The sequence below is a fragment of the Micromonospora nigra genome, from assembly GCF_900091585.1.
GTDB classification, from domain to species: domain Bacteria; phylum Actinomycetota; class Actinomycetes; order Mycobacteriales; family Micromonosporaceae; genus Micromonospora; species Micromonospora nigra.
In genome coordinates, this window is sequence record NZ_FMHT01000003.1 from 1,519,306 (window position 1) to 1,544,202 (window position 24,897).

Here is a 24,897-nt window from a genome sequence, read left to right on the forward strand (position 1 = left end):
GCGCCCGGCGCCGGGCGGACGGGAGCCGGCACCGGCGAAGGAGGGTCCACCTTCTGGAACATCCGCTGCCCACGGCGACTCCCCGCTGCCCGCCCGTCGAGACGACAGCGCGGATATCCGCCGCCCGCGATACGGTCGCAGCACTACTGACCGACGTGAGAGGTGGCGACGAGGATGGCGGATCGGGCGACGGCGCAGATCGGTGTGACCGGGCTGGCGGTGATGGGGCGGAACCTGGCCCGGAACCTGGCCCGCAACGGGTTCACCGTGGCGGTGCACAACCGCTCGCCGGAACGCACCCGCGCCCTGGTGGCCGAGCACGGCGACGAGGGCACCTTCGTGCCGGCGGAGTCCCTGGCGGACTTCGTGGCGGCGCTGGAGCGGCCCCGCGCGGTGATCGTCATGGTGAAGGCCGGCGGCCCGACGGACGCCGTGATCGACGAGTTGGTGCCGCTGTTGGAGGCCGGTGACATCGTCATCGACTGCGGCAACGCCCACTTCGCCGACACCCGGCGCCGGGAGGAGGCGCTGCGGGCCCACGGGCTGCACTTCGTCGGCACCGGCGTGTCCGGCGGCGAGGAGGGCGCCCTGCTCGGGCCGAGCATCATGCCGGGCGGTTCGGCCGAGTCGTACCGCAAGCTCGGGCCGATCTTCGAGAAGATCGCCGCGCAGGTCGAGGGCGAGCCGTGCTGCCGGCACGTCGGGCCGGACGGTGCCGGGCACTTCGTCAAGATGGTCCACAACGGCATCGAGTACGCCGACATGCAGCTCATCGCCGAGGCGTACGACCTGCTGCGGGCCGGGCTCGGGGCGGAGCCGGCGGAGATCGCGGAGATCTTCCGGGAGTGGAACTCCGGCGAGCTGGAGTCCTTCCTGATCGAGATCACCGCCGACGTGCTGGCGCACACCGACGCCGCCACCGGGCGGGCCTTCGTCGACGTGGTGCAGGACCGGGCCGAGCAGAAGGGCACCGGCCGATGGACGGTGCAGATCGCCCTCGACCTGGGCATCCCGATCACCGGCATCGCCGAGGCGACCTTCGCCCGGTCGCTGTCCGGGCATGTCGGCCAGCGGGAGGCCGCGGCGCGGGCGTTCCCCGACACCAGCGAGAAGTGGCAGGTCACCGACCGGGACGCCTTCGTCGAGGACGTGCGACGCGCGCTGCTGGCCAGCAAGATCGTCGCGTACGCGCAGGGCTTCGACCAGATCCGCGCCGGCAGCGCCGAGTACGACTGGAACATCGACCTGGGCGGCACGGCCACCATCTGGCGCGGCGGCTGCATCATCCGGGCCCGCTTCCTCGACCGGATCAAGCAGGCGTACGACGACCAGCCCGACCTGCCCACCCTGCTGGTGGCCCCGTGGTTCGCCGACACGGTCCGTGACGGGGTGCCGAGCTGGCGGCGGGTCGTGGCCGAGGCGGCGCGGGCCGGGGTGCCCGCACCGGCGTTCGCCTCGTCACTGGCCTACTTCGACGCGATGCGCGCGGAGCGCCTGCCGGCCGCCCTCATCCAGGGGCTACGGGACAACTTCGGCGCGCACACCTACCGCCGGGTCGACCGGGACGGCTCGTTCCACACCCTCTGGGCCACCCCCGACCGCACCGAGGTCGACGCCTGACCGGCGCTCACCGACTCCGACGCCCCGCTGGCAGGTCAGCACAGCGGGGCGTCGGAGTCGGTGGGCCAGCCGCGACGACGCGGGTTGCGGCGCGTCAGAAGAAGCGACGACGCTTGGCCTTCTGCGGGCGGAGCATGTCGGCGCCCTTGTTGAGCAGGCGGGTGATCCCGGAGGCACCACGTCGGGCCTCCAGCGCGTGGCTCAGCCGGCGGGCGCCGGCTGCGGCCACGGGGACCGCGATGGCCATCATCGCCCACTGGGCAATGCGCTTCTGGATCATGTGGGTTCACCTCCGTCAGTGGCTCGTGACGACAGGGATACCCCGGATCGCCCTCCGATAAGCCCTCAGGTGGTCGGTGCCACCGGATTGGGCAGTGCGCCCCCGAACCGGCGGTCCCGCTGGGCGTACAGCTCGCAGGCGTACCACAGGTGGCGGCGGTCGAAGTCGGGCCAGAGGGTGTCGAGGAAGACCAGCTCCGCGTACGCCGTCTGCCAGAGCAGGAAGTTCGACGTCCGCTGCTCCCCGGAGGGGCGCAGGAACAGGTCCACCTCGGGGATCTCGGGATGGTAGAGGTACTTCGCCACCGTCTTCTCGGTGACCTTCGCCGGATCCAGCCTCCCGGCGGCGACGTCGCGGGCGATCGCGGCGGCGGCGTCGGCGATCTCGGCCTGCCCGCCGTAGTTCACGCAGAACTGCAACGTCAGCGTCGAGTTGCCCCGGGACATCTCCTCGGCGGTCTGCAACTCGGAGATGACGCTCTTCCACAGCCGCCCCGCCCGGCCCGACCAGACCACCCGGACGCCCAGGTCGACGAGTTGGTCGCGGCGGCGGCGGATGACGTCCCGGTTGAAGCCCATCAGGAACCGCACCTCGTCGGGCGAGCGCCGCCAGTTCTCGGTGGAGAAGGCGTACGCCGACAGGTAGGGAATGCCCAGCTCGATCGCGCCCTCGATCGTGTCGAACAGGGAGAACTCCCCCGCCTCGTGGCCCTTCGTGCGGGGCAGTCCGCGATCCTTCGCCCACCGCCCGTTGCCGTCCATCACCACGGCGACGTGCCGGGGCACCGCATCCGGCGGGAGTGCCGGCGGGCGGGCACCCGACGGGTGTGGGGTGGGCGGCGTCGGCGTACGCCGGCCGGCCCTCGTCGATCGGATCACTCGGCTCTCTCCCTGTTCCCGTCCTGCCGGCGCGGGGCCGGGGCACCCGCGCGCGGCGGGACCGGCCCGGTCTCCGGGCCGCCCCGGTCGACCAGCGGCAGCGAGCGTAGCGCGCGTTCCAGGTGCCATTGCAGGTGCGCCGCGACCAGGCCGCTGCACTCGCGGCGTACCCCGGTCTCGGTGGCGTCGGCGATCCGCCAGTCGCCGCTGGTCAGAGCGGACATCAGGTCGATGGTGGCAGGCGCGGGGTGGGCCGCGCCGGGGGGCCGGCAGTCGGGGCAGACGGCCCCGCCCGCCGGTACGGAGAACGCCCGGTGCCGCCCCGGCGTGCCGCAGACGGCGCAGGCGGTCAGGGCCGGCGCCCAGCCGGCGAGGGCCATGCCGCGCAGCAGGTACGCGTCGAGCACGAGGGTGGTGGCGTGGCTGCCCTCGGCGAGGGCCCGCAACGCGCCGAGGGTCAGCTGGAACAGCCGCAGTGACGGCTCCCGCTCGACGGGGGTGAGCCGCTCGGCGGTCTCGGCGACGGCGCTGGCCGCCGTGTAGCGGGGGTAGTCGCCGAGGAACCGCTTGCCGTAGAGGTCGATCCCCTCGACCTGGCTGACCGTGTGCAGGGAACTGCCCGTCTCCCCCTTGGGATCGCCGGCCAGTTGCAGGTCGACGTGACCGAAGGGCTCCAGCCGCGCGCCGAACCTGCTGGTGGTGCGCCGCACGCCCCGGGCGACGGCGCGCAGCCGGCCGTGTCGCCGGGTGAGCAGGGTGATGATGCGGTCGGACTCACCGAGCTTCTGCACACGCAGAACCACCGCGTCGTCGCGGTAGAGCTGTCGGCGGTACCCGGCCATCCGGCCATTCTCCCTCGGGGTGCGACGTCAGGGTCGGCTCGGGGTACACGGTCGGGGCGACCCGGATGTGCGGCGGCGGGCATCGGTCGTAGCGTGCTCGCCATGGCCCTGCACCGCATCGTCGCCGCGACCGCCGCGACCGCCGCCCTGATCGTCCTCGCCGGGTGTGACAACCTCTCCTTCCGGCAGCTCGACTTCGACACCGTCGAGCCGGTGAAGGTCACCTCGGTCCGGGTGCTTCCCGGCGCGGGGGACGTGGTGGTCCGGGCCTCCGGCGACCCCGCCGAGGTACGCGTCAAGCGCAGCCTGCGCTACCAGGGCACGCAACCCGACGCGACGTACGAGGTGACCGGCGGCGAGCTGGTGCTGGACACCGACTGCGGCAACCTGTGCAGCATCTCCTACGAGGTGACCGTCGGCGCGGGCGTCGCCGTCGAGGGCGAGAGCGGTGCCGGGAACGTCGACCTGAGCGGGGTCGGTGCGGTGCAGCTGCGGGTGGGCTCGGGCAACGTCCGGATAGCGGGGGCCGGCGGGGCGGTGCGGGTGGAGACGGGGTCGGGCTACATCGAGGTGTACGACGTCGCCGCACCCGTCACGCTGCGCGCCTCGTCGGGGAACGTGACCGCCACCCGGATCGCCGGACGGGTCGACGCGGAGGCCAGCTCCGGTCACGTCACGGTGGAGCTGGACCAGCCGAACTCGGTGCGGGCGCACGCCTCCAGCGGCGACGTGGAGGTGACGGTGCCCGCAGCCGCATACCAGGTGCGTTCCGAGGCGGGTTCGGGTGACGTCGAGCTGGGGGTGCTGCACCGCCTGGGCGCGCCGCTGGTGCTGGACGTGGCCACGGGCAGCGGTGACATCAGGGTGATCCAACGCTGACGCCCGTGCCGTCCTCCACCGGGCGGCGGCGCTGCTCCGGCACCACGCTCCCGGCCGGGCGGGGCCGGGGACCGCCGGGGAGCAGCTCCGGCCGGCGGCCGGCGGCCACGTCCTCGACCCAGCCGACCAGCGCGGTGACCAGCCCGACCAGCAGGAACACCAGCGCCACCCGGATCGCCAGGCCGATCGGGTCCTGGTGGGACCAGCCGACCACGTCCACCAGCGGGGTCAGGGCGACCACGAACGCCATGTGCCACAGGTAGACGGTCAGCGCGCGACGGTTGAACACGGTGACGACGCGGCCGAACACCGGGCTGCGGTCGATCCACTGCGCACCCGCCGGCCCTCGGCCGAGGAGCACGAGGATGAAGGCGGCCGACCAGAGCGCGTTGCCGAACGGGTTGTCGTTCAGGTCGTACCCGCGCGGCCCCGGATGCGTGACCAGCCAGGTGCCGCCGACGGTGGCCAGGACCAGCACGACCGGCCACAGCACCCGGTTGCCGAGGCGGCGCAGCGTTCCGTCCTGGTGGGCGAAGCCGAGCAGCCAGGCGCCGAAGTACAGGCCGAAGTGCCGGGCCACCACGGGCGCGTTCGAATACAGGTCGAACTCGATCGTCGCGAGCAGCAGGTACGGGGCGACGAGGGTGGGCAGGGGGGCCCGCCGGTACAGCCACAGGGCGACCGGCGAGGCGAGCACGAACCACAGGTAGTCCCGCAGGTACCAGATGGGGCTCAGGGCCAACGCCCCCCACCCGTTGGCGGGCGGGTCCACCACCGGGAAGAGCCAGAGCAGTACCCGTGGGCTCAGCGGCAGCCCGGTGAGCAGCATCGCCGGCACGAACACGGCGGCGAGCACCCACAGCGACGGCAGCAGGCGGCGGAGGCGCCTACCGACCGCCGGACCGCCGGACCGCCGCAGCGACGCCGCCATCAACGATCCGGCGAGCGCGAACATCACCGACATGGCCGGGAAGAGCAGGGTCAGCGTGGCCCACCCGGTGACGTGGTAGACGACGACCCGCACGATGGCCAGGAACCGCAACAGGTCCAGGTATCTGTTTCTCATCAGCCTGCATCTATGTCCGGCGGGCAGGGAGCATATGTTTCTACCCTGCGCCGGACCGTCGTGAAACGACGAAGGATCCAGGAGAAGAGTGACAGTCGCCATAGACCTGACCGTTTGGGGGTGTGGTGATCCCCCCGGCAGGACGCGGTCAGAAACCGAGCTTGCGCAACTGCTTCGGATCGCGCTGCCAGTCCTTCGCCACCCGTACGTGCAGGTCCAGGTAGACGCGGATGCCGAGCAACTCCTCGATCTGCCGCCGCGCCCGGATACCGACATCCTTGAGCCGGCTCGCCCGGTGCCCGATGACGATGGCCTTCTGGCTGGGCCGCTCCACGTACACGTCGGCGTAGATCTTCATGAGCTGGCCCTCGGGGACCATCTCCTCCACGACCACCGCGATCGAGTGCGGCAACTCGTCGCGCACGCCCTCCAACGCGGCCTCCCGGATCAGCTCCGCGACCAGCACCTGCTCCGGGTCCTCGGTGAGCATGTCGTCGGGGTAGAGCTGCGGCGACGGAGGGAGGTAGCCGGTCATCACGTCGACCAGGGTGTCGACCTGGTGGCCGGAGACCGCACTGACCGGCACGACGGCGGCGAACTCACCCAGCTCGCTGACCGCCAGCAACTGCTCGGCCAGCCGCTTCTTGTCCACCAGGTCCGTCTTGGTGACCACCGCGAGCACGGTGGCCTTCAGCTCGGCGAGCTCACCCGTGATGAACCGGTCACCCCGGCCGACCGCCTCGTCGGCGGGGATGCACAGCCCGATCACGTCGACCTCGCTCCAGGTCTGCCGGACCAGGTCGTTGAGGCGCTCCCCGAGCAGCGTCCGGGGTCGGTGCAGGCCGGGGGTGTCGACCAGCACCAGCTGCGAATCCGGCCGGTGCAGCACCGCACGGATGACGTGCCGGGTGGTCTGCGGCTTGTTCGACGTGATCGCGATCTTCTGGCCGACGATCGCGTTGGTCAACGTCGACTTGCCGGCGTTGGGCCGCCCGACGAAACAGGCGAACCCGGCCCGGTAGGGCCGCTCCCCACGATCACTCACCGCGCCACCCCGATCCGCTGCGCGCCGACGCGCGGGGCCGCCCCGGGCCCCACGGTCCGCACCGTCACTCGGACACCGTGCCCAGGACCGTGCCGTCCGGCGCGGCCAGGTGGACCGGCGCGTCGACGGCGAGGTCGCGCACCGCCGCGTACCCCGCGCCGTCCACGGTCGACGCCTCCGTCACCACCACGGCGGCCTCCAGCCGGGTCGCACCCGCAGCCACCGCCGACGCCACCGCCAACTGGAGCGCGGTGACGGTCAGCGAGGGCAGGGCGACGCTGGCCGCCGCGTACGTGCGACCGTCCTGGTCGCGTACGGCGGCGCCCTCCACGGCACCGACCCTTCCCCGGGCTCCCCGGGCCAGAACGACCAGCTTGCCGTCCTCGGCGCTCAGTGCGGAGCCGACGGGCCGGACGGCCGGCGCGGTGGGTGTCTCAGGCATCGGCGGGTTGCCTCTCCTCGGATCGGTCGGTGTCGCCCCGGGACGCGGTCCGCGCGCCGCCGGATTCGTCCTGCGGGTCGGCCGCCGCGACCCGACGCACCAGCACGGTGTCGATCCGGTTGCGGCGACCGGTGGTGCCCTCGGCGAGCAGCCGGAGCCCGGCCACCTCGGCCTCGGCCCCGGGGATCGGAACCCGGCCCAGGGACTGGGCGAGCAGACCACCGACGGTCTCGACCTCCTCGGCGGGCAGTTCGGTGTCGAACAGCTCGCCCAGATCCTCCACGGGCAGCCGTGCGGTCACCCGCACCGCCCCGTCCGTCAGGTGCTCGACCGGTGGGCGTTCGACATCGTACTCGTCGGTGATCTCACCGACGATCTCCTCCAGGATGTCCTCGATGGTGACCAGGCCACCCGTGCCGCCGTACTCGTCGACCACGATCACCAGGTGGTTGCGGGCCGCCTGCATCTCCGACAGCAGGTCGTCGACCGGCTTGGACTCCGGCACGAAGGTGGCCGGACGCATCAGCTCGGCGACGGGAAGCCGACGGTCCTCCGGCGCGCCGCCCTGGGTACGACGGATCAGGTCCTTCAGGTAGAGCACACCGAGCACGTCGTCGACGCTCTCGCCGATCACCGGGATCCGGGAGAAGCCGGAGCGCAGGAAGAGGGCCAGGGCCTGGGCGAGTGTCTTGTGCCGCTCGATCCACACCATCTCGGTGCGGGGCACCATCACCTCGCGAGCGATCGTGTCGCCCAGGGCGAACACCGAGTGGATCATCTGACGCTCACCGTGCTCCACGACACCGCGCTGCTCGGCTAGGTCGACCAGCTCCCGCAGCTCCACCTGGGTGGCGAACGGGCCCTCCCGGAAACCACGACCCGGGGTCACCGCGTTGCCGATCAGGATCAGCAGGGACGCCAGCGGGTTGAGCACCCGACCCAGCCAGCGCACCAGCGGAGCGGCGGCACGGCCCACCGCGTACGCGTGCTGCCGGCCCAACGTGCGCGGGCCCACCCCCACCACGACGAAGCTGATCACGGTCATCGCCCCGGCGGTGACCAGCGCCGCGCGCCAGCCCGCGCCGAAGCTGTCGACAGCGACGAGAGCGACCAGGGTGGTCGCCGTCAGCTCGGCCAGCAACCGCAGCAACAGCAACAGGTTGAGGTGACGGACCACGTCACCGGCGACCACCTGGAGGGTACGCGCGCCACGCGCCCCGTCCCGGGCGAGTTCGGCGGCGCGGGCCGGGGAGACCGCGGCCAGGGCGGCCTCCGTCATCGCGATCACCCCGGCCAGCACCACCAGCCCGGCCGCGAAGACGATCAGTTGCAGGTCGGGCAGGCCGGCAGGGGCCGCCGCGGACAACGGAGTGGACATCATCGGGACCGGGTCGACCGCCAGCTGTCCAACAGCTTGGCCTGGAGCCCGAACATCTCCCGTTCCTCCTCCGGCTCCGCGTGGTCGTAGCCGAGCAGGTGCAGTACCCCGTGCACGGTGAGCAGGTGCAGCTCGTCGGCGGCCGCGTGGCCGGCTGCGGCGGCCTGCTTCGCCGCCACCTCGGGGCAGAGCACGATGTCGCCGAGCAGGGCCGGCTCGGTACCGGCTGCCGTGCTCTCCCCGGGGCCGTGGTCGACGCTGCCCTCGTCCATGGGGAAGGCCAGCACGTCGGTCGGCCCGTCACCGCCCATCCAGCGGTGGTTCAACTCGGCCATGTACTCGATGTCGACCAGCAACACGGACAGCTCGGCGAGGGGGTTGACCCCCATCTCGTCGAGGGCGTGCCGGGCGACGGCGAGCACGGCGTCGGTGTCGACGTCGACCCCGGACTCGTTGGCGATCTCGATGGACAACTTCGTTCCTCTGGCTAGCGGCGCCGGCCGGACCGGCCGCCCTGGGCGGAACGCCCGGGCACGGCGTGCACGCCCTGGGCCTGCTGGTTCTCCCGCTCGGCATCCCAGCGGGCGTACGCGTCGACGATCTCCCCGACCAGCCGGTGGCGCACCACGTCCGAGCTGGAGAGCTCGGCGAAGTGCACGTCCTCGACGTTGCCCAGGATCTCCCGGACGACCCGCAGTCCGCTGGTCGTCCCGCCGGGAAGGTCCACCTGGGTGACGTCACCCGTGACCACGATCTTGGAACCGAAGCCGAGCCGGGTCAGGAACATCTTCATCTGCTCGGGCGTGGTGTTCTGCGCCTCGTCGAGGATGATGAACGCCTCATTCAGGGTTCTTCCCCGCATGTACGCCAGCGGGGCGACCTCGATCGTGCCCGCGGCCATCAGCTTCGGGATCGTCTCCGGGTCGAGCATGTCGTGCAGCGCGTCGTACAGCGGGCGCAGGTAGGGATCGATCTTCTCGTTCAGCGTGCCGGGCAGGAAGCCGAGCCGCTCGCCCGCCTCGACCGCCGGCCGGGTGAGGATGATCCGGTTGACCTGCTTGGCCTGCAACGCCTGCACGGCCTTCGCCATGGCCAGGTACGTCTTGCCCGTGCCGGCGGGCCCGATGCCGAAGACGACGGTGTGCACGTCGATCGCGTCGACGTAACGCTTCTGTCCGAGCGTCTTGGGGCGGATCGTGCGACCGCGCCGCGAGAGGATGTTGAGCGTCAGCACCTCGGCGGGCCGCTCGGCGCCGCCCTGCTCGAGCATGCCGACGGTACGCCGGACCGCGTCTGTGGTCAGGGTCTCGCCTTTCTCGATGAGTTCGAGGAGTTCGCTGAACAGCCGCTCGGCGAGGGCGTTGTCGGCGGGGGTGCCGGTGATGGTGATCTCGTTGCCCCGCACGTGCACGTCGCTGGACACCGAGCGCTCGACCAATCGCAGGATCTCGTCACCCGCGCCGAGCAGGTTCACCATGATCTTGGGGTCGGGGACCGTGATCCTGGTCTGCACCCGGGGCGGGCCGGGAGGTGGGGTGCCGGTCATAGGTCGGGCCGTGGGGCCCTGCGCCACCTGCTCTCGATCTCGGCGCGGGTCGGCGGGCGGTACGGCCTGCTGGCCCGGCGTGCGGACGTCGACCTCCATGGTATCCGTTCACCCGCACCGGCACCGCGCCCATTCTCCGCCCGTCGCGGTCAGTCCCCGACGCGGAAGTCGTACCCGTCGAACGTCTCCTGCGCCCGGGTGAACCGGTAGGTCGCCCAGTGCATCCGCACCACCCGGCCCGTGCCGTCGCGGGTCAGCCGCAGCAGCTCCCCCACCTCCCGGCCGGAGACCGTCCGGTAGACGTCGGGGCGACCGGGCACCGGCGCGAACACGGCGGGCGGTTTGCCCGCCGGGTCGCCGGCGCCCCGCGCCCGCAGCGCCCCGTCGTGCCAGGAGAAGACGTACTCGAAGCCCTCCCCCCACCAGCGGCCGAGCAGGCCGCGCACCTCCGCCGGGGCGGGCGGGCCGGGCCGCCACGGCACGACGTCGGCCGGGTCGTGCTCGACGGCGGCGGCCAGCAGCCGGTGCGGCAGGTCGAACAGTTCGGCGGCCGTGCCGGAGGAGCCCAGGACGGCGGCGCCCATCGCCCCCGGGGTGCCCTCGCCGCCCCGCCGGCCGTACACGGCGGCCAGGAAGCCGGGCATCGCGCCGTCGTGCCCCACGTGCACGACCCGCTCGCCCTGCGGGACCAGGATCAGGCCGAGGCCGAACCCGGCCGACCAGAGCGTCTCGTCGGTGACGGTGGCCGGCCAGCGCATCTCGTCGAGGGTGGCCGGGGCGAGCACCGCCCCGGCCGGGTCCAGCGCCGCCGGGTCCGCCAGGAAGGCCGCCCAGCGGGCCATGTCGGCGGCCGTGCTCCAGAGCTGGGCCGCCGGACCCACCGCACCGAAGTCGGCCGGCGGCTCCGGCCGGGCCTCGTCGGAGTACGCGTCGACCAGGTACCCGGTGACGGCGGTGGGGCCGGGCGCCACGGTCGTGGCGGCCAGCCCGAGCGGCGTCAACACCCGGTCGGCGAGCACCTCGGCCCACGTGCCGCCGCGCAGTTCGCCGACCAGCCGGCCGAGCAGGGCCAGGCCGAGGTTCGAGTAGTGGAAGCGCCGTCCCGGTGGCAGGACCCGTTCGGCCCGGGCCAGGTCGGCCACCAACGCCTGCGCGTCCGGCGCGCGCAGGGTGTCCCACACGTCGCCGTCCGGCTCCCGTTGCAGGCCGGCGGTGTGCGAGAGCAACCGCCGCACGGTCGCCTCGCCGTGTGCGGGCAGGTCCAGGTGACGGCCGACCGGGTCGTCGAGGTCGAGCAGGCCGTCGTCGCGGCACTGGAGGGTCAGCACGGCGGTGAACGTCTTGGTCACCGAGCCGATGCGGAACCGGGAGTCCGGCCCGAGCGGCGTGCCGGCACCCGAGTCGCCGACCGCGCATCCCCACGCTGGCCGGTCGGCCCGGTGCAGGGCCGCGGCCAGCGCCGGGATCCGGGCGTCGGCCTGGACCCGGCGGACCATCCGGTCCAGCCGGTCGGTCACCGTCACGCCACGCCCCGGGCCAGCATCGGGCCGAGGGGGGTGCCGCCGAGAACGTGCGCGTGCACGTGGAAGACCTCCTGGCCGCCGTACGCGCCGGTGTTGAACATCAGCCGGTAGCCGTCACCGAGCAGGCCCTCGTCCTCGGCCACGGCGGCGGCCGTGGCGAGCAGTTCGCCGGCCAACGCCGGGTCGCCCTGGCCGAGCGTGGCCACGTCGGCGTAGTGCTCCTTGGGGATGACCAGCACGTGCACCGGCGCCTTGGGGTCGATGTCGCGGAAGGCGAGGGTGGTGGGGGTCTCGCGGACCACGGTGGCCGGAATCTCCCCGGCGACGATGCGGCAGAACAGGCAGTCGGTTCCCATCCGGGCATGGTAAGCGCCGGACCGGGGGCGGGCGGACAGGCCCGTCGGGGTGCCGGCATGATGGCCGCGTGACTTCACGGGCGGTACTGGTGACGGGGGCCTCGCGCGGCATCGGGCGCGCGGTGGCCGGGGTGTTCGCGGCGGGCGGCGACCGGGTGGCGATCCACCACCGCGACTCGGCGGAGCTGGCCGAGCGGCTGCGGGCGGAACTGCCCGGCGACGGGCACGTGGTGGTCCGCGCGGACCTGGCCGACCCGGAGGCGGTGCGGGCGATGGTGGACCTGGCCGCCGAGCGGCTCGGTGGGCTGGACGTGCTGGTCAACAACGCCGGGGTGTTCGGGCCCGCCGACCCGCCCCACCCGGTCTTCGAGACCTCCTACGAGCAGTGGCGGCAGCGCTGGCGGGAGGTCCTCGACACGAACCTGTTCGGGGCGGCCAACGCCTCGTGGTGCGCGGCGCAGCACATGCGGGGGCGGGGCGGGCGCATCGTCAACGTCTCCTCGCGGGGCGCCTTCCGGGGCGAGCCGAGCAACCCGGCGTACGGGGCGAGCAAGGCGGGACTGAACGCGATGGGTCAGTCCCTGGCGGTGGCGCTGGCGCCGTACGGCATCGCGGTCGCCACGGTCGCGCCCGGCTTCGTGGAGACGGACATGACCAACGAGCACCTCAAGTCGCCGCGCGGCGACGCGGTACGGGCGCAGAGCCCGTTCGGTCGGGTCGCCCGTCCGGAGGAGATCGCCGCCGCCGTGCACTGGCTGGCCAGCCCGCAGGCGCAGTGGGCCTCGGGCACCATCGTCGACCTGAACGGGGCGTCCTACCTGCGCAGCTGAGCCGGCTCGCGGGTGGGCGTCACCAGCGGCCGAGCCGGGTGGACAGCACGCTCAACGCGGCCACCCCCGCCGTGGAGGTGCGCAGCACCGACGGGCCCAGGCGGACGGGACGCGCCCCGGCCCCGGCGAGGACCCCCACCTCCGCGTCGGTGATGCCGCCCTCGGGGCCGACCACCAGCACGACCTCCCCGCTGTCGGGCAGGTCGGCGGTGGTCAGCCGGTCGGTGGCGTCCTCGTGCAGCACGTACGCGGCGGCGGCCCCGGCGACCCGGCGGGCCACCGTCGCGGTGGACTCGTCCGGCGAACCGGCGACGACCGGCAGCCAGGGCCGGCGGGCCTGCTTCGCCGCCTCCCGAGCGGTGGCGACCCACTTCTGCCGGGCCCGCCCGCCCCGGTCGCCACGCCACTGCACCACGCAACGGGACGCCGCCCAGGGCACGATCTCGTCCACGCCGACCTCGGTCATCGCCTGCACGGCCAGGTCGCCCCGGTCGCCCTTGGCGATGCCCTGCACGACGACCAGCCGGGGGTTCGCGGCGTCGGCGTACCCCCGGGAGGTGACGTCGAGGTCGAGGGTGCCCCGGCCGACGGCGGTGACCACGGCGGTGGCCGTGCCGCCGCGACCGTCGGTGAGCAGCAGTTCCTCGCCCACCCGCAGGCGCTGCACGGTCGCGGCGTGGTGCCCCTCGGGGCCGTCGAGGGTCAGCGAGTCGCCGGTGGGCAGCGCCTCGACCAGGAACAGTGGGGCGGACACCTCAGGCGTGGCCGTTGAAGGCGTCGCGCATCCGGGAGAAGAAGCCGCCCTGCTTGGTCAGCTCGGCGACCTCCTCGCCCCGGGTCTTGGCGAAGTCCCGCAGGACGCGTTCCTGCTCGGCGTCCAGCTTGGTCGGCGTGCGCACGTCGAGGTGCACGTAGAGGTCGCCCCGGCCGGTGCCGCGCAGGTGCGGCACGCCCCGGGCCCGCAGCCGCAGCGTGCTGCCGGGCTGGGTGCCGGGCTTCACGTCGACCGTCTCCTCGCTGTCGAGGGTCTTGATGGTCAGCCGGGTGCCCAACGCCGCCGCCGTCATCGGCACGGTGACCCGGCAGTGCAGGTCGTCGCCCTTGCGGGAGTAGACGTCGTGCGGTCGCTCGTGGATCTCCACGTACAGGTCGCCGGCCGTGCCGCCGCCCGGGCCGACCTCACCCTGCTGGGCGAGGCGGATCCGCATGCCGTCCTCGACCCCGGCGGGGATCTTGACGGTCAGCGAGCGGCGGGTGCGGACCCGGCCGTCGCCCGCGCAGGTCGGGCAGGGCTGCGGGATCGTGGTGCCGTAGCCCTGACAGACCGTGCAGGGCCGGGCCGAGACCACCTGGCCGAGGAAGGTGCGCTGCACCGACTGCACCTCGCCCCGGCCCCCGCACGCCTCGCAGGTGGCCAGGTGGGTGCCGGCGGCGGTGCCCGCCCCGGAACAGGTCGTGCAGAGCACCGCCGTGTCGACGGTGATCGGGGCCTCGACGCCGAACGCGGTCTCGTGCAGGTCGAGTTCCAGCCGCAGGATCGCGTCCGCACCCGGCCGGGTACGCGGGCGCGGACCCCGAGCGCCACCGGCCGCGCCGCCGAAGAAGGCGTCCATGATGTCCTGGAAGCCCACGAACGGGCCGGCCCCGCCGGGACCTCCCGGCCCACCGGCGCCCCCGCCGCCCGGGGCGAGCGGGTCGCCGCCCAGGTCGACGATCTGGCGCTTACGGTCGTCCGAGAGGACCTCGTACGCGGCGTTGATGTCCTTGAACTTCTCCTGTGCCTCCGGGTCCGGATTCACGTCCGGGTGGAACTTCCGCGCCAGCTTGCGGTAGGCGCGCTTGATCTCGTCGTCGGAGGCCTCCCGGCTCACGCCGAGGATGCCGTAGTAGTCCCTGGCCACTGCGTTCCCGTGTCCTCATGTTCGTCTCGCGTTGCGCCGGTCGGCGGCCGGAGCCGGCCGTCGGCCCTGACTGGTCAGTTCTGGGCCAGCAGCTCGCCCACGTAGCGTGCCACGGCCCGCACCGTGGCGATGGTGCCGGGGTAGTCCATCCGGGTCGGCCCCAGCACCCCCAGGCCCCCCACGATGGTGGCACCCGGGCCGTAGCCGGTGCTGACCACCGAGGCGGCACGCAGATTGTCGATCTCGTTCTCGTCGCCGATCCGTACGCGCAGCGTGCTGGGCTCCACCTCGCCGATCAGCTTGAGCAGCACGACCTCCTCCTCGAGGGCTTCGAGGATCGGGCGCAGCGTGCCTTCGAAGTCGAGCAGACCGTTGCGGGTGAGGTTGGCCGTGCCGGCCAGGGCGATGCGCTCCTCGTGCCGCTCGACCAGGGTCTCCAACAGCACCGTGGAGAGCGTGGTCATCGCCGGGCGCAGGTGTGGGGCGGACTCCTCCACCAGCGCCTGGACCAGCGGCGGGGTGTCCGACAGGCGGGTGCCCACCAGCTTGTCGTTGACCAGCCGGCGCAGGTCGGTGACGTCGTCGGCGGGGGTCGGCGCGGGCAGCTCGACCAGCCGCTGCTCGACCCGGCCCGTGTCGGCGATCATCACCAGCATCAGCCGGGTGGTGGACAGCGGCACCAGCTCCAGGTGTCGCACCGTGGAACGGGCCAGGCTCGGATACTGCACCACCGCCACCTGCCGGGTGAGCTGCGCCAGCAGCCGCACGGTGCGGTACACCACGTCGTCGAGGTCGACCGCGCCGGCCAGGAACCGCTCGATGGCCCGCCGCTCGGCGGGGCTGAGTGGCTTGACCCGGGACAACCGGTCGACGAAGAGCCGGTAGCCGAGGTCGGTGGGCACCCGACCGGCGCTGGTGTGCGGCTGGCGGATGTAGCCCTCCTCCTCCAGCACGGCCATGTCGTTGCGGACCGTCGCGGGTGACACGCCGAGCTGGTGGCGCTCCACCAGGGCACGGCTGCCGACCGGCTCCTGCGTGGCGACGTAGTCTTCGACGATCGCGCGGAGCACGGCGAGCTTGCGGTCGTCGAGACCCACTCCCCCACCTCCTGTCGCAGGTCGATGCCCGGCGGAGGCGGGCCCCGCCGGGATCCTGGCACTCGACTGTAACGAGTGCCAGTCTACGTCGGCGGAGCCGCCAAAGCGATGATCAACCTCGGACCGTCGGTCCGGTCCGGCACGTGCCCGAACCGATCGTCCAGCACATCCCGGTCGGTGTCGCTCTGGTGCGCCGTTGCCCCCGGCACCTACCGTGACCTCCATGACTGAACCACCTCGCCCGCCCGGGCCCCCCGGGTCCAGCCCCGACGAACCCACCGCACCACTGTCCGGCGGGGCGGACCCGGCCGGCTATCCCCCGCCCGGTGGCTATCCGCCGCCCGGCGGTTACCCACCGCCCACCGGCGACCAGCCGCCGTCGGCCGGATACCCACCGCCCGGGGGCTATCCCCCGCCGGGCGGCTACCCGCCCGGCGGCGGCTACGGTCCGGCGCCCTCCGGCTACCAGAACAACGACGACAAGACCTGGGCGCTGATCGCGCACTTCGGCGGAGCCGCCGGGGTGATCGTCGGCGGTGGCCTGCTCGGCTGGGTCGCGCCGCTGATCGCCATGATGACCAGGGGACAGCAGTCGCCGACGGCGCGGGCGCACGCGGTCGCCGCGTTGAACTTCCAGCTCACCTGGGCGATCGTCGGAGTGCTGAGCTGGGTGCTCACCGCCATCACCTGCGGGCTGCTGTTCTTCGTACCGATGATCGTCTGGATCATTCCGGTGATCTTCGGGATCATCGGCGGCGTGAAGGCGATCGAGGGCGTGCTCTACGGCTACCCGATGAGCTACGCGTTCGTGAAGCGCTGACGCCTCCGGGCCGGCCGCTCTCCCCGCGGCCGGCCGGGTGGCTCACGGCAGCAGGTCGCGGACCACGGCGTCGGCGAGCAGCCGGCCGCGCAGCGTCAGGACGGCCCGCCCGGCCGCGTGCGCGGGCGCAGCCAGCAGCCCGTCCGCCACGGCCCGCGCGGCGGCGGCCCGACCGGCGTCGTCCAGGGCGGCCAGCGGCAGCCCGTCGGCGAGCCGCAGCCGCAGCATCACGTCCTCCGTGTACGCCTCGTCGGGCGTCAGCACCTCCCGGGCGAGGCCGGGTGACCGACCATCGGCCAGGCGCTTCGCGTACGCCGTGGGGTGCTTGACGTTCCACCAGCGCACCCCGCCGACGTGGCTGTGTGCCCCCGGGCCGAGGCCCCACCAGTCGGCGCCGGTCCAGTACAGCAGGTTGTGGCGGCAGCGGGCCGCCCCCGAGCGCGCCCAGTTCGACACCTCGTACCAGGAGAACCCGGCCGCGCCGAGGGCGGCCTCCGCGGCCAGGTAACGGTCCGCCGCCACGTCGTCGGAGGGGTACGGCAGCTCGCCGCGCCGCATCCGCGCGGCCAGCCGGGTGCCGTCCTCGACGATCAGGGCGTACGCGCTGACATGGTCCGCCCCGGCGGCGACCACCTGGTCGAGGGAGGCGGCGAAGTCCTCCGCGCGCTCCCCCGGCGTGCCGTAGATCAGATCCAGGTTGACGTGGTCGAATCCGGCCTCCCGGGCCTCCACGGCGGCCTCGACGGCCCGGCCGGGCCGGTGCGTGCGGTCGAGGACCGCCAGGACCCCGGACGCGGCGGACTGCATGCCCAGCGAGATCCGGGTGTAGCCGGCCGACCGCAGCTCCTTCAAGGTCGCCGGGCCGACCGATTCGGGGTTGGCCTCGGTGGTCACCTCGACGTCGGCCGCCAACCCCCAGACGCGGTCGATCCCGTCGAGGATCCGGGCCAGGTCGTCCGGCGGCAGCAGGGTGGGCGTGCCGCCGCCCACGAAGACCGTGTCGACCCGCGACGGCGGGGTGTCGCCCAGGACCCGGGCGGCCAGCGTCAGCTCGGCCAGCACGGTGTCGGCGTACGTCTCCCGGCTCGCCCCGCCGCCCAGTTCCGCCGCCGTGTAGGTGTTGAAGTCGCAGTAGCCGCACCGGCTGGCGCAGAACGGCACGTGCACGTACACCCCGAAGCCGCTGGCGCCCACCGCGCGGGTGGCGGCGGCGGGCAGCGACCCGTCGACGGGGACGGGTTCGCCTGCTGGAAGGACGCCGGGCATGCGCACTAGTGTGCCCTCACATGACCTCTCCCGACGCGCTCGTGCGGGTCGCCACGACCCGCGGGGTGACGACCCTCACCCTCGACAGCCCGCACAACCGCAACGCGCTCTCCACCCCGCTGATGACCGAGCTGCTGGCGGGACTGGCCGCCGCGGTCGCCGACGACACGGTCCGGGCAATCGTGCTCGACCACACCGGCCCGGTGTTCTGCTCCGGGGCGGATCTGAAGGAGACGGCCGCCGCGTACGCCAGTGGCACGGTGCCTGCCGGGAAGCTGGGCGACGTGCTCGCGGCCGTCTGGGAGTGCCCCAAGCCGGTGCTGGCGCGCGTCGCCGGGCCGGCGCGGGCCGGCGGCCTGGGGCTGATCGCGGCGGCCGACCTGGCGGTCTGCGCACAGGAGGCGACGTTCGCCTTCACCGAGGTGCGGATCGGGGTGATCCCGGCGGTCATCTCCGCTACCGTGCTGCCCCGCCTGCACCCGCGCGCCGCGGCGGAGCTGTATCTGACCGGGGACACCTTCGACGGCCGGCGGGCCGCCGAGGTCGGCCTGGTCACCACCGCCGTGCCGGCCGCCGACCTGGACGCGACCGTCGCCCGGTACTGCGACTCGCTGGTGCGCGGCGCGCCGGGCGCCCTCGCCGGGGCGAAGCAACTGCTGCGCCGGCCGGCCCCCACCGACCTGCGGGCCGAGATCGCCGAGCTGACCGAGCTGTCCACCGGCTACTTCCTGTCCGAGGACGGCCGGGAGGGCGTGTTGGCGTTCCGGGAGAAGCGGCCGGCGCGCTGGGTGCCCGCCACCGACGCCGACTGACCGCCCGCCGCCCGGGAACCGGGAGCGGGAACGGGTTGGCCGGGGGCGGGGGCGGGAAGCGCCCGAACCGTCCGGGTGGCCACGGACCGCTCGTTCGGGGACGTACTCTTGTCGCACTTGTCGTACGGGAGGTGTGGGTGCGGACTCGGGCAGTCGTGGCGGGCGGAGTGGTCCTGGTGCTCGTCGCCGTGGTCGGGATCGTCCTCGGGCTCCGGCAGGTCGGTGACCGGCTACGGCTACCGCTGACCGGCCGTGCCTGCACGGTGCAGACCGACGACGGGCAGGTGTCGCTGAACGCCGAACAGATGGCCCACGCGGCGACGATCGCGGCGATCGGCAGCCGGCGCGGCATGCCCGAACGGGCGGTCGTGGTGGCTCTGGCGACCGCCTACCAGGAGTCGGGGCTGCGCAACCTGGCCGGCGGCGACCGCGACTCGATCGGGCTGTTCCAGCAGCGGCCCAGCCAGGGCTGGGGCACCCCCGAACAGATCCGCGACACCCGGTACGCGACGAGGAAGTTCTACGCGGCGCTGAAGAAGGTGCGCGGCTGGGAGGAGATGCGCGTCACCGACGCCGCGCAGAAGGTCCAGCGCTCGGCCTTCCCCGAGGCGTACGAGAAGTGGGCCGACGAGTCGCAGGTGCTCACCCAGGCGCTGCTCGGCCACGCCACCACGGCGGTCACCTGCACGCTCGGCGGCGATCCGGCGATGCGGGGCGCGGCGGCCCTCGACGCGCTGGGTCGGGGTCTCACGCTCGACTGGGGTGTGGCGGCCTTCGCCTCCGGCGACGACCAGCCGGCAGGGAGGGGCTACTTCAGCACCGACGTCGACGGCGACCCGACCCTGCTGAAGGTGGGGGTCAACGACTTCGAGCGGAGCCCCGAAGGCAGCCTGATGACCTCCGCCGAAGGCGTGCGGGCCGGTTGGCGGTATGCGCACTGGCTGGTCTCCCACGCCAAGCCGCACGGGGTGAAGCGGGTGGTCTATGACGGCCGGGAGTGGACCGCCAAACGCGGCGACTGGAAGCGCCTGCCGGACAGCGACCGGGGCGACACCCAGGTCCTCGCCGAGGTCCACGCCGACGTGTGAGCGACCCCGATCGCCTTACCTACAGTCACCGCACATTCCGGCCAATCCCTTCATATCCCCCAGCGATGGCGCGCTGAGCAACGTTCGGTAGCCGCGCCACCGCCCTCGGTCGCCGCGCCCGTGGGATCGCTCCACGCGCGTCCCCCGGTCTCACGTACGCGCGTTACGATCAGCGGCCTGTGCCAGAAAAGGTTTCACCTCAGGGGGAGGGTACGACGCGGTGTTCGACTACGGCGACCGGACCGGTTACGAACCGATCAGTGACATCGACCGCAAGGAGTTCCACGAGCAGGGCTTCCTCCTGCTGCGCAACGTCCTGACGGAGGACCACCGGGCCGCGCTCGAGGCGGCGGTCGACCGCGTCTACGCGGAGGAGAAGGCCAAGGGCAACACGACCAAGGACGGCACCCTGCACCTGCTGGGCTTCCTCGATCGTGACGAGCTCTTCGGCGACCTGCTGACCCACCCGATCGCCTTCCCCTACATGTGGGGCCTGGCGGGGTGGAACATCTACACGCACCACAACCACCTCGACGTCACCCCGCCGGCGCTGGAGCCGGAGAAGCCGTACTGGGGGTGGCACCAGGACGGGTACCGGCAGAACTCCGACCCGGAGACGATGGACCCGAACCTGCCCCGGCCGATGTTCTCGCTGAAGGTCGCCTACGTGCTGTCCGACCTGTCGGAGAACGGTCGCGGGGCGACCAAGGTGATCCCGGGCAGCCACCTGTGGAACTCGCTGCCCCGACCGGCGGACACCACCGTGCACAACCCGGACCCGGAGGGCACGGTGGAGATCACCGCCAACCCGGGTGACGCGTTCATCTTCGACCGGCGGCAGTGGCACTCCCGGTCGACGAACCTGTCGACCATCACCCGCAAGATGCTGTTCGTCGGCTACACGTACCGGTGGATCCGCCCGCTGGACGAGCTGCACATCGACAAGGACGGCGAGTGGTGGGCCAACCGGACCCCGGTGCAGCGCCAGCTCTGCGGTGAGGGCACCCACACCGCGAACTACTGGGGCATCAACTGGGACGGCTACATCGACGACCAGATCCCGCTGCGCAAGGAGCTGAAGGAGCGCGGTCTGCTCGACCGCAACATCCCCTGGCTGCGCTGACCCCGCGCGCCCGGACGGGCCTCCTCCCCTGCGGGAGGGGGCCCGTCGGCGTCAGCGCCCCGCGGCGGTCAGGAGTTGTCCGCTCCGGCCAGGCGGCGGCGGGCCTTCTCCCGGATCCACTCCGGAAGGTCCTCGGCCTCCAGCAGCCGGGGCAGCAGGGCCGGCTCCAGGCTCGTGGCCCGGAACACCTCGCCGATGGTGACCCCGTGCGAGGGCCGGTGCACCACCTCCACCGGGTCACCGGCGCTCACCTCTCCCTCGCGCAGTACCCGCAGGTACGCCCCGGGGGTCCCCCGGGCCGTGAACCGCTTGATCAGATCCGGTACGCCCCAGAAGCCGGCGAACGTGGTGCACGGGGTACGCGGCATGCTCACCTGGAGCACGACTGGGCCGATCGCCCACCGCTCCCCGATCACCGCACCGGTCACGTCCACCGCGTACGTCGTCAGGTTCTCGCCGAACCCGCCGGGGCGGACGGCGCGGCCGATCTCGGCCGCCCACCAGGCGGCGTCCTCCTCGGCGTAGGCGTACACCGCCTTGTCGGGGCCGCCGTGGTGGGCGGGCTCCCCGATGAAGTCGCCGGCCACCCCGTCGGTGCGGAGGAACACCGGCCCCTCGACCGGCCGCTTGTCGATGCCGCTGCGCCCGTTCGCGGCACCCGCCCAGGCCGCCTCGGTAACGCCGCCTACATTGACCGATGTCACCCTACCCGTCATGATCGTCAGCCTACCCGCCGAAGCTGGTCGCCTCCACGGCCGTCGCGTCGCGCTGGCCGAGCGGATCGCCCCACCGACCGGACCGCCCCTCCAACCTGCTCGCGACAACCGGGGCGGATCAGCCCTTGACCGCGCCGGCGACCAGGCCGGAGACCATCCGGCGCTGCACGAGCAGGAAGAACACGATCACGGGGAGGGTGAACAGGGTGGAGGCGGCCATGACCGGCCCCCAGGCCGTGTCGTCCCGGCCGAAGAAGAACGTCATCGCCACCGGCAGGGTGTAGCTGTCCTGGTCGTTGATGAAGGTCAGGGCGAAGATCAGCTCGTTCCAGGCGGTGATGAACGAGAAGATGCTCGTCGCCACCAGGCCCGGCGCCACCAGCGGAAAGAGGATCCGGCGGAAGATCTGCGCCCGGTTCGCCCCGTCGATGGCGGCGGCCTCCTCCAACTCCTTCGGCACCGCGGCGACGAAGCCTCGCAGCATCCACACCGCGAAGGGCAGCGAGAAGCCGAGGTAGGTGAGGACGAGACTGGGCAGCGTGTTGTAGAGCCCGAGCCGCTGGATCATCAGGAACAGCGGGATGACCAGCGCCTCCAGCGGGATCATCTGCACGATCAGCAGCATGATCAGGAAGCTGGTCCGCAGCGTGAACCGGAACCGGGCGACGGCCGTGGCGGCCAACAGCGCGACGAGGCCGCTGAGCAGCACGGTGCTCCCGGCGACCAGCACGCTGTTGAGGAAGAAGTCACCGAAGGTCACGCCGGGGATCAGGTTTCCGGTGAGGATCTCCCGGTAGTGCTCCAGGGTCGGTTCGGTGGGCACCGGCCGGGGCGTACTGGAGAAGATCTCCCGGCTCGGCTTCAGCGAGGTGGCGATCATCCAGTAGACGGGGAAGGCCGCGAAGAACGCCACGAGCAGGCCCGCGCCGTTGAGCGCCCACCGGCGCGCACGGCGACCGGCGGGGCGTCCGGGCGTACGCCGGGGTGGGCCTGCTGCCGGCGCGGGGTGCGCCGTCGCCTGCGGAGTCACGCGTCCTCCTCCTGCCTGAGCACCATGCGGACGTACATCCCGGTCACCGCCAGCAGGATCAGGGTGAGGATCACCGCGATCGCGGCGCCGAGGCCGTACTTGGGCGGGGGTGAGAACGCCTCGGCGTACGAGTAGATGGAGAGCATGAACGTGGGCCGGTCCTGGGTGCCACCGGCGAGCACGAACTGCTGGGTGAAGACCTTGAAGTCCCAGATCGTGCTGAGCACGACCAGGATCCCGAACACGGGGCGCAGCAGCGGGAACGTGATCTTCCAGAACACCTTCCACGGGCCGGCCCCGTCGACCCGGGCGGCCTCGTGCAACTCACTCGGGACGCTCTTGAGGCCGGCGAGGACGCTGACCGCGATGAACGGGAACGAGTGCCACACCACCACCAGGGTGAGGATGGCGAAGAACATCAGCGGCGAGTTGAACCAGCCGTAGCCGGTCCAGTCGCTGCGCCCGAACAGGCCCTGCGACAGCCCGTCGGGCAGCGCGTTGAACAGCCAGGTGACCAGCCCACTGGTGTCGTCGAAGATCCACTTCCAGACGATCGTGCCGGTGAGCGCGGGTGTGGCCCAGGCGAGCATCACGCAACTCGCCACGAACGTGGCCATCCTGCTGCCGAGCCGGTTGAGCAGCAGTCCGACCATCGTGCCGAGCACCATGGTCAGCGCCACGTTGGCGGCGGCGAACAACACCGTGTTGCGCAACACCGTGTGGAAGAAGGGGTCGGCCAGGATCTGGGCGTAGTTGCCGAGGCCCACCCACGGCCACTCGCGGTCGCCACGCAGTTGGCGGACGTTGTCGAGCCGGTGGAACGACATCACCACCACCTGGCCGAGGGGCCAGAGCAGCAGGACGCCGATCACCAGGAGGCAGGGCAACAGCAGGAGGTACGGCAGGCGGTCGACGCGACGACGCCGCCGCACGGGGGTCTCCCGCGCGGCGGACGTCTGTGGCGCCTCGGTCAGGGTGCTCACTTGGCGTTGAGGATGCTTTCCATCTCCGCGGCCGCGTCAGCCGTGGCCTGGTCGACCGTCTTCTGACCCTTCATGACCGAACTGTTCATCGCCTGGGTCACCGTCTTGTTCCGGCTGACCTCGACCCAGTTGGGGGTGAGCGGGGTGAGTTTGGTGCTCTTCAGCGTGGTGGCGAACGCGGCCATGATCTTGTCGTCGGCGTAGCTGCCGCCGCTGACCAGGTCGGAGTAGACCGGGAAGAAGCCGAGGCTGTCGGCGAAGGTCTGGGCGTTCTTCTTGTTCAGCAGCACCGTGAGGTAGTCCCAGGCGAGGTCCTGCCGCTTGCTGTCGCGCCACAGGGCGAGGTCGGAACCGCCGGCGAAGGCCGGGGCCGGCTGGCCGTTCGGGCCGGGGATCGGGAAGGTGCCCCACACCTTCTCGATCTCGGGATTGTCCTTCTTGATCGCGGCCTGCTGCCAGCTGCCGGCGAAGGCCATGGCCGCCTTTCCGGTCGCGAACTGGGTCCGCGCGTCGATCTCGTTCCAGCCGGCGGCGGCGGGCGGGGCCACCTTGTGCACGGTGACCAGCTCGGTCCAGTAGGTGACCGCCTGCCGCGCCTGCGGCGAGGTGTAGCCGGACTTCCAGGCGTCCCCCTCCTTGGTGGCGATCTCCCCGCCGGCGCCCCAGAGGAAGGAGTAGAAGGGCAGCTCGGAGTTGCCGGGCAGGGCGATGCCGTAGGTGCCCGGCTTCTTGGCCTGCACCGCCTTGGCCACCGAGACCAGCTCGGCCCAGTTGGTCGGCGGCTGGACGCCGGCCTCGGCGAACCAGTCGGCGCGGTAGAACATGGCCCGCACGCCCGCGTACCACGGGACGCCGTACTGCCGGCCGTCGAGCTGGGCGTTGCGGACGAGGTCGGGAAGGATGTCCTTGCCGTCGGCCCAGCCGTCGAGCCGGTCGGTGACGTCGGCCAGGGCTTCCTGGGCGGCCCAGCCCTGGGTCTCGGTGTTGCCCAACTCGGTGATGTCGGGCCCTTCGCCGCCCGCGAGCGCGGCCTGGAACTTCTTGGGCGCCTCGAGCCACGGGACGTACTGCACCACCACGTCGGTATCCGGGTGCTTCTGCCGGAACTCGGCCTCGACGCCGTCGAGGAAGGCGGTCTGGGCCTCGCTGCCCTCGCCCATCATCCAGACCGTCAGCTTGCTGTTGTCAGCCGCCTCGTCGCCCGAGCCACCGCAGCCGGACAGCACCATCGCGGCCGAGGCCACGACGGCGGTGACCGGGGTCAGCCGCTTCCACCTGTTCACGCCACAACTCCCTCGCGCCGTCGTTGGCACTTACCTTCCCTGCGGCACCCTAGTACGAAAAATTCCTTTACGACAGGGCCGGTGCCGGGGCGA

26 protein-coding genes are annotated in these 24,897 nt (G+C 72.5%); 7 read left to right on the forward strand and 19 right to left on the reverse strand.

Annotation, left to right across the window (positions count from 1 at the left end; translation table 11 throughout):
• Positions 1-174: 174 nt before the first annotated feature.
• The gene (gene gndA / locus GA0070616_RS06110; RefSeq protein ID WP_091077652.1) at positions 175-1,620 is read left to right on the forward strand and encodes an NADP-dependent phosphogluconate dehydrogenase; all 1,446 of its coding nucleotides are present in this window, start codon (positions 175-177) and stop codon (positions 1,618-1,620) included.
• A gap of 94 nt (positions 1,621-1,714) precedes the next feature.
• Here gndA and GA0070616_RS06115 read toward each other — a convergent pair whose 3' ends face one another.
• The 3 genes from GA0070616_RS06115 to recO form a co-directional block, all read right to left on the reverse strand.
• On the reverse strand, positions 1,715-1,900 hold the full coding sequence (locus tag GA0070616_RS06115) for a hypothetical protein (protein ID WP_091077655.1): 186 nt from the start codon (positions 1,898-1,900) through the stop codon (positions 1,715-1,717).
• Positions 1,901-1,965: 65 nt separating this feature from the next.
• Positions 1,966-2,778 carry an isoprenyl transferase gene (locus GA0070616_RS06120; RefSeq protein WP_091077659.1) on the reverse strand — a complete coding sequence of 271 codons (813 nt, stop codon included), beginning with the start codon at positions 2,776-2,778 and terminating at the stop codon, positions 1,966-1,968.
• Positions 2,775-3,620: a DNA repair protein RecO gene (gene recO / locus GA0070616_RS06125; RefSeq protein WP_245712677.1), complete on the reverse strand. Its 846-nt coding sequence runs from the start codon at positions 3,618-3,620 to the stop codon at positions 2,775-2,777. Before recO ends, GA0070616_RS06120 begins: the two co-directional genes overlap by 4 nt.
• Positions 3,621-3,722: 102 nt before the next feature.
• On the opposite strand from recO, the gene GA0070616_RS06130 reads away from it, so the two are divergent.
• On the forward strand, positions 3,723-4,499 hold the full coding sequence (locus tag GA0070616_RS06130; protein WP_175439992.1) for a DUF4097 family beta strand repeat-containing protein: 777 nt from the start codon (positions 3,723-3,725) through the stop codon (positions 4,497-4,499).
• On the opposite strand, the gene GA0070616_RS06135 is transcribed toward GA0070616_RS06130, so the two are convergent.
• The 8 genes from GA0070616_RS06135 to GA0070616_RS06170 form a co-directional block, all read right to left on the reverse strand.
• Positions 4,480-5,565, reverse strand: a complete 1,086-nt coding sequence (locus tag GA0070616_RS06135; RefSeq protein WP_091077663.1) for an acyltransferase family protein — start codon at positions 5,563-5,565, stop codon at positions 4,480-4,482. The two genes, GA0070616_RS06130 and GA0070616_RS06135, sit on opposite strands and share 20 nt — an antisense overlap.
• Before the next feature lie 148 nt (positions 5,566-5,713).
• On the reverse strand, positions 5,714-6,610 hold the full coding sequence (gene era, locus GA0070616_RS06140) for a GTPase Era (protein ID WP_091077667.1): 897 nt from the start codon (positions 6,608-6,610) through the stop codon (positions 5,714-5,716).
• 64 nt (positions 6,611-6,674) lie between these two features.
• Complete coding sequence (locus GA0070616_RS06145; RefSeq protein ID WP_091077670.1) at positions 6,675-7,052, reverse strand: cytidine deaminase; 378 nt, start codon at positions 7,050-7,052, stop codon at positions 6,675-6,677.
• Entirely contained in the window at positions 7,045-8,454 is a 1,410-nt protein-coding gene (locus GA0070616_RS06150; RefSeq protein ID WP_091077673.1) for a hemolysin family protein, read from the reverse strand. The genes GA0070616_RS06145 and GA0070616_RS06150 overlap by 8 nt, the downstream gene beginning before the upstream one ends.
• Positions 8,430-8,903 carry an rRNA maturation RNase YbeY gene (gene ybeY / locus GA0070616_RS06155; protein WP_091077675.1) on the reverse strand — a complete coding sequence of 158 codons (474 nt, stop codon included), beginning with the start codon at positions 8,901-8,903 and terminating at the stop codon, positions 8,430-8,432. The genes GA0070616_RS06150 and ybeY overlap by 25 nt, the downstream gene beginning before the upstream one ends.
• Before the next feature lie 14 nt (positions 8,904-8,917).
• The gene (locus tag GA0070616_RS06160) at positions 8,918-9,976 is read right to left on the reverse strand and encodes a PhoH family protein (RefSeq protein ID WP_091077679.1); all 1,059 of its coding nucleotides are present in this window, start codon (positions 9,974-9,976) and stop codon (positions 8,918-8,920) included.
• Positions 9,977-10,125: 149 nt separating this feature from the next.
• Entirely contained in the window at positions 10,126-11,472 is a 1,347-nt protein-coding gene (locus GA0070616_RS06165; protein ID WP_091090019.1) for a serine hydrolase domain-containing protein, read from the reverse strand.
• A gap of 23 nt (positions 11,473-11,495) precedes the next feature.
• Positions 11,496-11,855: a histidine triad nucleotide-binding protein gene (locus GA0070616_RS06170; protein ID WP_091077682.1), complete on the reverse strand. Its 360-nt coding sequence runs from the start codon at positions 11,853-11,855 to the stop codon at positions 11,496-11,498.
• Between the two features lie 68 nt (positions 11,856-11,923).
• On the opposite strand from GA0070616_RS06170, the gene GA0070616_RS06175 reads away from it, so the two are divergent.
• Positions 11,924-12,685: an SDR family NAD(P)-dependent oxidoreductase gene (locus tag GA0070616_RS06175; protein ID WP_091077687.1), complete on the forward strand. Its 762-nt coding sequence runs from the start codon at positions 11,924-11,926 to the stop codon at positions 12,683-12,685.
• A gap of 19 nt (positions 12,686-12,704) precedes the next feature.
• Here the strand turns inward: GA0070616_RS06175 and GA0070616_RS06180 are convergent, their stop codons facing one another.
• The 3 genes from GA0070616_RS06180 to hrcA form a co-directional block, all read right to left on the reverse strand.
• Positions 12,705-13,439, reverse strand: coding sequence for a 16S rRNA (uracil(1498)-N(3))-methyltransferase (locus GA0070616_RS06180; RefSeq protein WP_091077690.1), 735 nt, complete (start codon positions 13,437-13,439; stop codon positions 12,705-12,707).
• A 1-nt stretch (position 13,440) separates the two neighbouring features.
• On the reverse strand, positions 13,441-14,586 hold the full coding sequence (gene dnaJ, locus GA0070616_RS06185) for a molecular chaperone DnaJ (RefSeq protein ID WP_091077693.1): 1,146 nt from the start codon (positions 14,584-14,586) through the stop codon (positions 13,441-13,443).
• A 74-nt stretch (positions 14,587-14,660) separates the two neighbouring features.
• Complete coding sequence (gene hrcA, locus GA0070616_RS06190) at positions 14,661-15,683, reverse strand: heat-inducible transcriptional repressor HrcA (RefSeq protein WP_091077697.1); 1,023 nt, start codon at positions 15,681-15,683, stop codon at positions 14,661-14,663.
• Between the two features lie 223 nt (positions 15,684-15,906).
• Here hrcA and GA0070616_RS06195 point away from each other — a divergent pair, with 223 nt between their 5' ends.
• Positions 15,907-16,503, forward strand: a complete 597-nt coding sequence (locus tag GA0070616_RS06195) for a DUF4870 domain-containing protein (RefSeq protein WP_091077702.1) — start codon at positions 15,907-15,909, stop codon at positions 16,501-16,503.
• Between the two features lie 42 nt (positions 16,504-16,545).
• Here GA0070616_RS06195 and hemW read toward each other — a convergent pair whose 3' ends face one another.
• On the reverse strand, positions 16,546-17,769 hold the full coding sequence (gene hemW, locus GA0070616_RS06200; RefSeq protein WP_091077706.1) for a radical SAM family heme chaperone HemW: 1,224 nt from the start codon (positions 17,767-17,769) through the stop codon (positions 16,546-16,548).
• 20 nt (positions 17,770-17,789) lie between these two features.
• Between hemW and GA0070616_RS06205 the strand changes: the two genes are divergently transcribed.
• The 3 genes from GA0070616_RS06205 (at position 17,790) to GA0070616_RS06215 (ending at position 20,792) form a co-directional block, all read left to right on the forward strand.
• Entirely contained in the window at positions 17,790-18,581 is a 792-nt protein-coding gene (locus GA0070616_RS06205) for an enoyl-CoA hydratase family protein (RefSeq protein WP_091077709.1), read from the forward strand.
• A 131-nt stretch (positions 18,582-18,712) separates the two neighbouring features.
• A complete protein-coding gene (locus tag GA0070616_RS06210) occupies positions 18,713-19,669 on the forward strand; it encodes a hypothetical protein (RefSeq protein WP_091077713.1) in 957 nt (318 codons plus the stop codon).
• A gap of 220 nt (positions 19,670-19,889) precedes the next feature.
• Positions 19,890-20,792, forward strand: a complete 903-nt coding sequence (locus GA0070616_RS06215) for a phytanoyl-CoA dioxygenase family protein (RefSeq protein WP_091077716.1) — start codon at positions 19,890-19,892, stop codon at positions 20,790-20,792.
• 68 nt (positions 20,793-20,860) lie between these two features.
• Here GA0070616_RS06215 and GA0070616_RS06220 read toward each other — a convergent pair whose 3' ends face one another.
• From GA0070616_RS06220 to GA0070616_RS06235, 4 genes are all read right to left on the reverse strand, one after another.
• Positions 20,861-21,508: an MOSC domain-containing protein gene (locus tag GA0070616_RS06220; RefSeq protein WP_091077719.1), complete on the reverse strand. Its 648-nt coding sequence runs from the start codon at positions 21,506-21,508 to the stop codon at positions 20,861-20,863.
• A 118-nt stretch (positions 21,509-21,626) separates the two neighbouring features.
• The gene (locus tag GA0070616_RS06225; RefSeq protein WP_091090023.1) at positions 21,627-22,427 is read right to left on the reverse strand and encodes a carbohydrate ABC transporter permease; all 801 of its coding nucleotides are present in this window, start codon (positions 22,425-22,427) and stop codon (positions 21,627-21,629) included.
• A 107-nt stretch (positions 22,428-22,534) separates the two neighbouring features.
• Entirely contained in the window at positions 22,535-23,521 is a 987-nt protein-coding gene (locus GA0070616_RS06230) for a carbohydrate ABC transporter permease (protein ID WP_091077721.1), read from the reverse strand.
• A complete protein-coding gene (locus tag GA0070616_RS06235) occupies positions 23,518-24,804 on the reverse strand; it encodes a sugar ABC transporter substrate-binding protein (RefSeq protein WP_091077724.1) in 1,287 nt (428 codons plus the stop codon). The genes GA0070616_RS06230 and GA0070616_RS06235 overlap by 4 nt, the downstream gene beginning before the upstream one ends.
• Positions 24,805-24,897: the final 93 nt, after the last annotated feature.

Bases quoted from the DNA above. Each gene is read 5' to 3' on its own strand.
- gndA (WP_091077652.1), top strand. From the start codon at position 175: ATGGCGGATCGGGCGACGGCGCAGATCGGTGTGACCGGGCTGGCGGTG.
- GA0070616_RS06115 (WP_091077655.1), bottom strand. From the start codon at position 1,900: ATGATCCAGAAGCGCATTGCCCAGTGGGCGATGATGGCCATCGCGGTC.
- recO (WP_245712677.1), bottom strand. From the start codon at position 3,620: ATGGCCGGGTACCGCCGACAGCTCTACCGCGACGACGCGGTGGTTCTG.
- GA0070616_RS06130 (WP_175439992.1), top strand. From the start codon at position 3,723: ATGGCCCTGCACCGCATCGTCGCCGCGACCGCCGCGACCGCCGCCCTG.
- GA0070616_RS06135 (WP_091077663.1), bottom strand. From the start codon at position 5,565: ATGAGAAACAGATACCTGGACCTGTTGCGGTTCCTGGCCATCGTGCGG.
- GA0070616_RS06145 (WP_091077670.1), bottom strand. From the start codon at position 7,052: ATGCCTGAGACACCCACCGCGCCGGCCGTCCGGCCCGTCGGCTCCGCA.
- GA0070616_RS06160 (WP_091077679.1), bottom strand. From the start codon at position 9,976: ATGACCGGCACCCCACCTCCCGGCCCGCCCCGGGTGCAGACCAGGATC.
- GA0070616_RS06165 (WP_091090019.1), bottom strand. From the start codon at position 11,472: ATGGTCCGCCGGGTCCAGGCCGACGCCCGGATCCCGGCGCTGGCCGCG.
- GA0070616_RS06170 (WP_091077682.1), bottom strand. From the start codon at position 11,855: ATGGGAACCGACTGCCTGTTCTGCCGCATCGTCGCCGGGGAGATTCCG.
- GA0070616_RS06195 (WP_091077702.1), top strand. From the start codon at position 15,907: ATGACTGAACCACCTCGCCCGCCCGGGCCCCCCGGGTCCAGCCCCGAC.
- hemW (WP_091077706.1), bottom strand. From the start codon at position 17,769: ATGCCCGGCGTCCTTCCAGCAGGCGAACCCGTCCCCGTCGACGGGTCG.
- GA0070616_RS06205 (WP_091077709.1), top strand. From the start codon at position 17,790: ATGACCTCTCCCGACGCGCTCGTGCGGGTCGCCACGACCCGCGGGGTG.
- GA0070616_RS06220 (WP_091077719.1), bottom strand. From the start codon at position 21,508: ATGACGGGTAGGGTGACATCGGTCAATGTAGGCGGCGTTACCGAGGCG.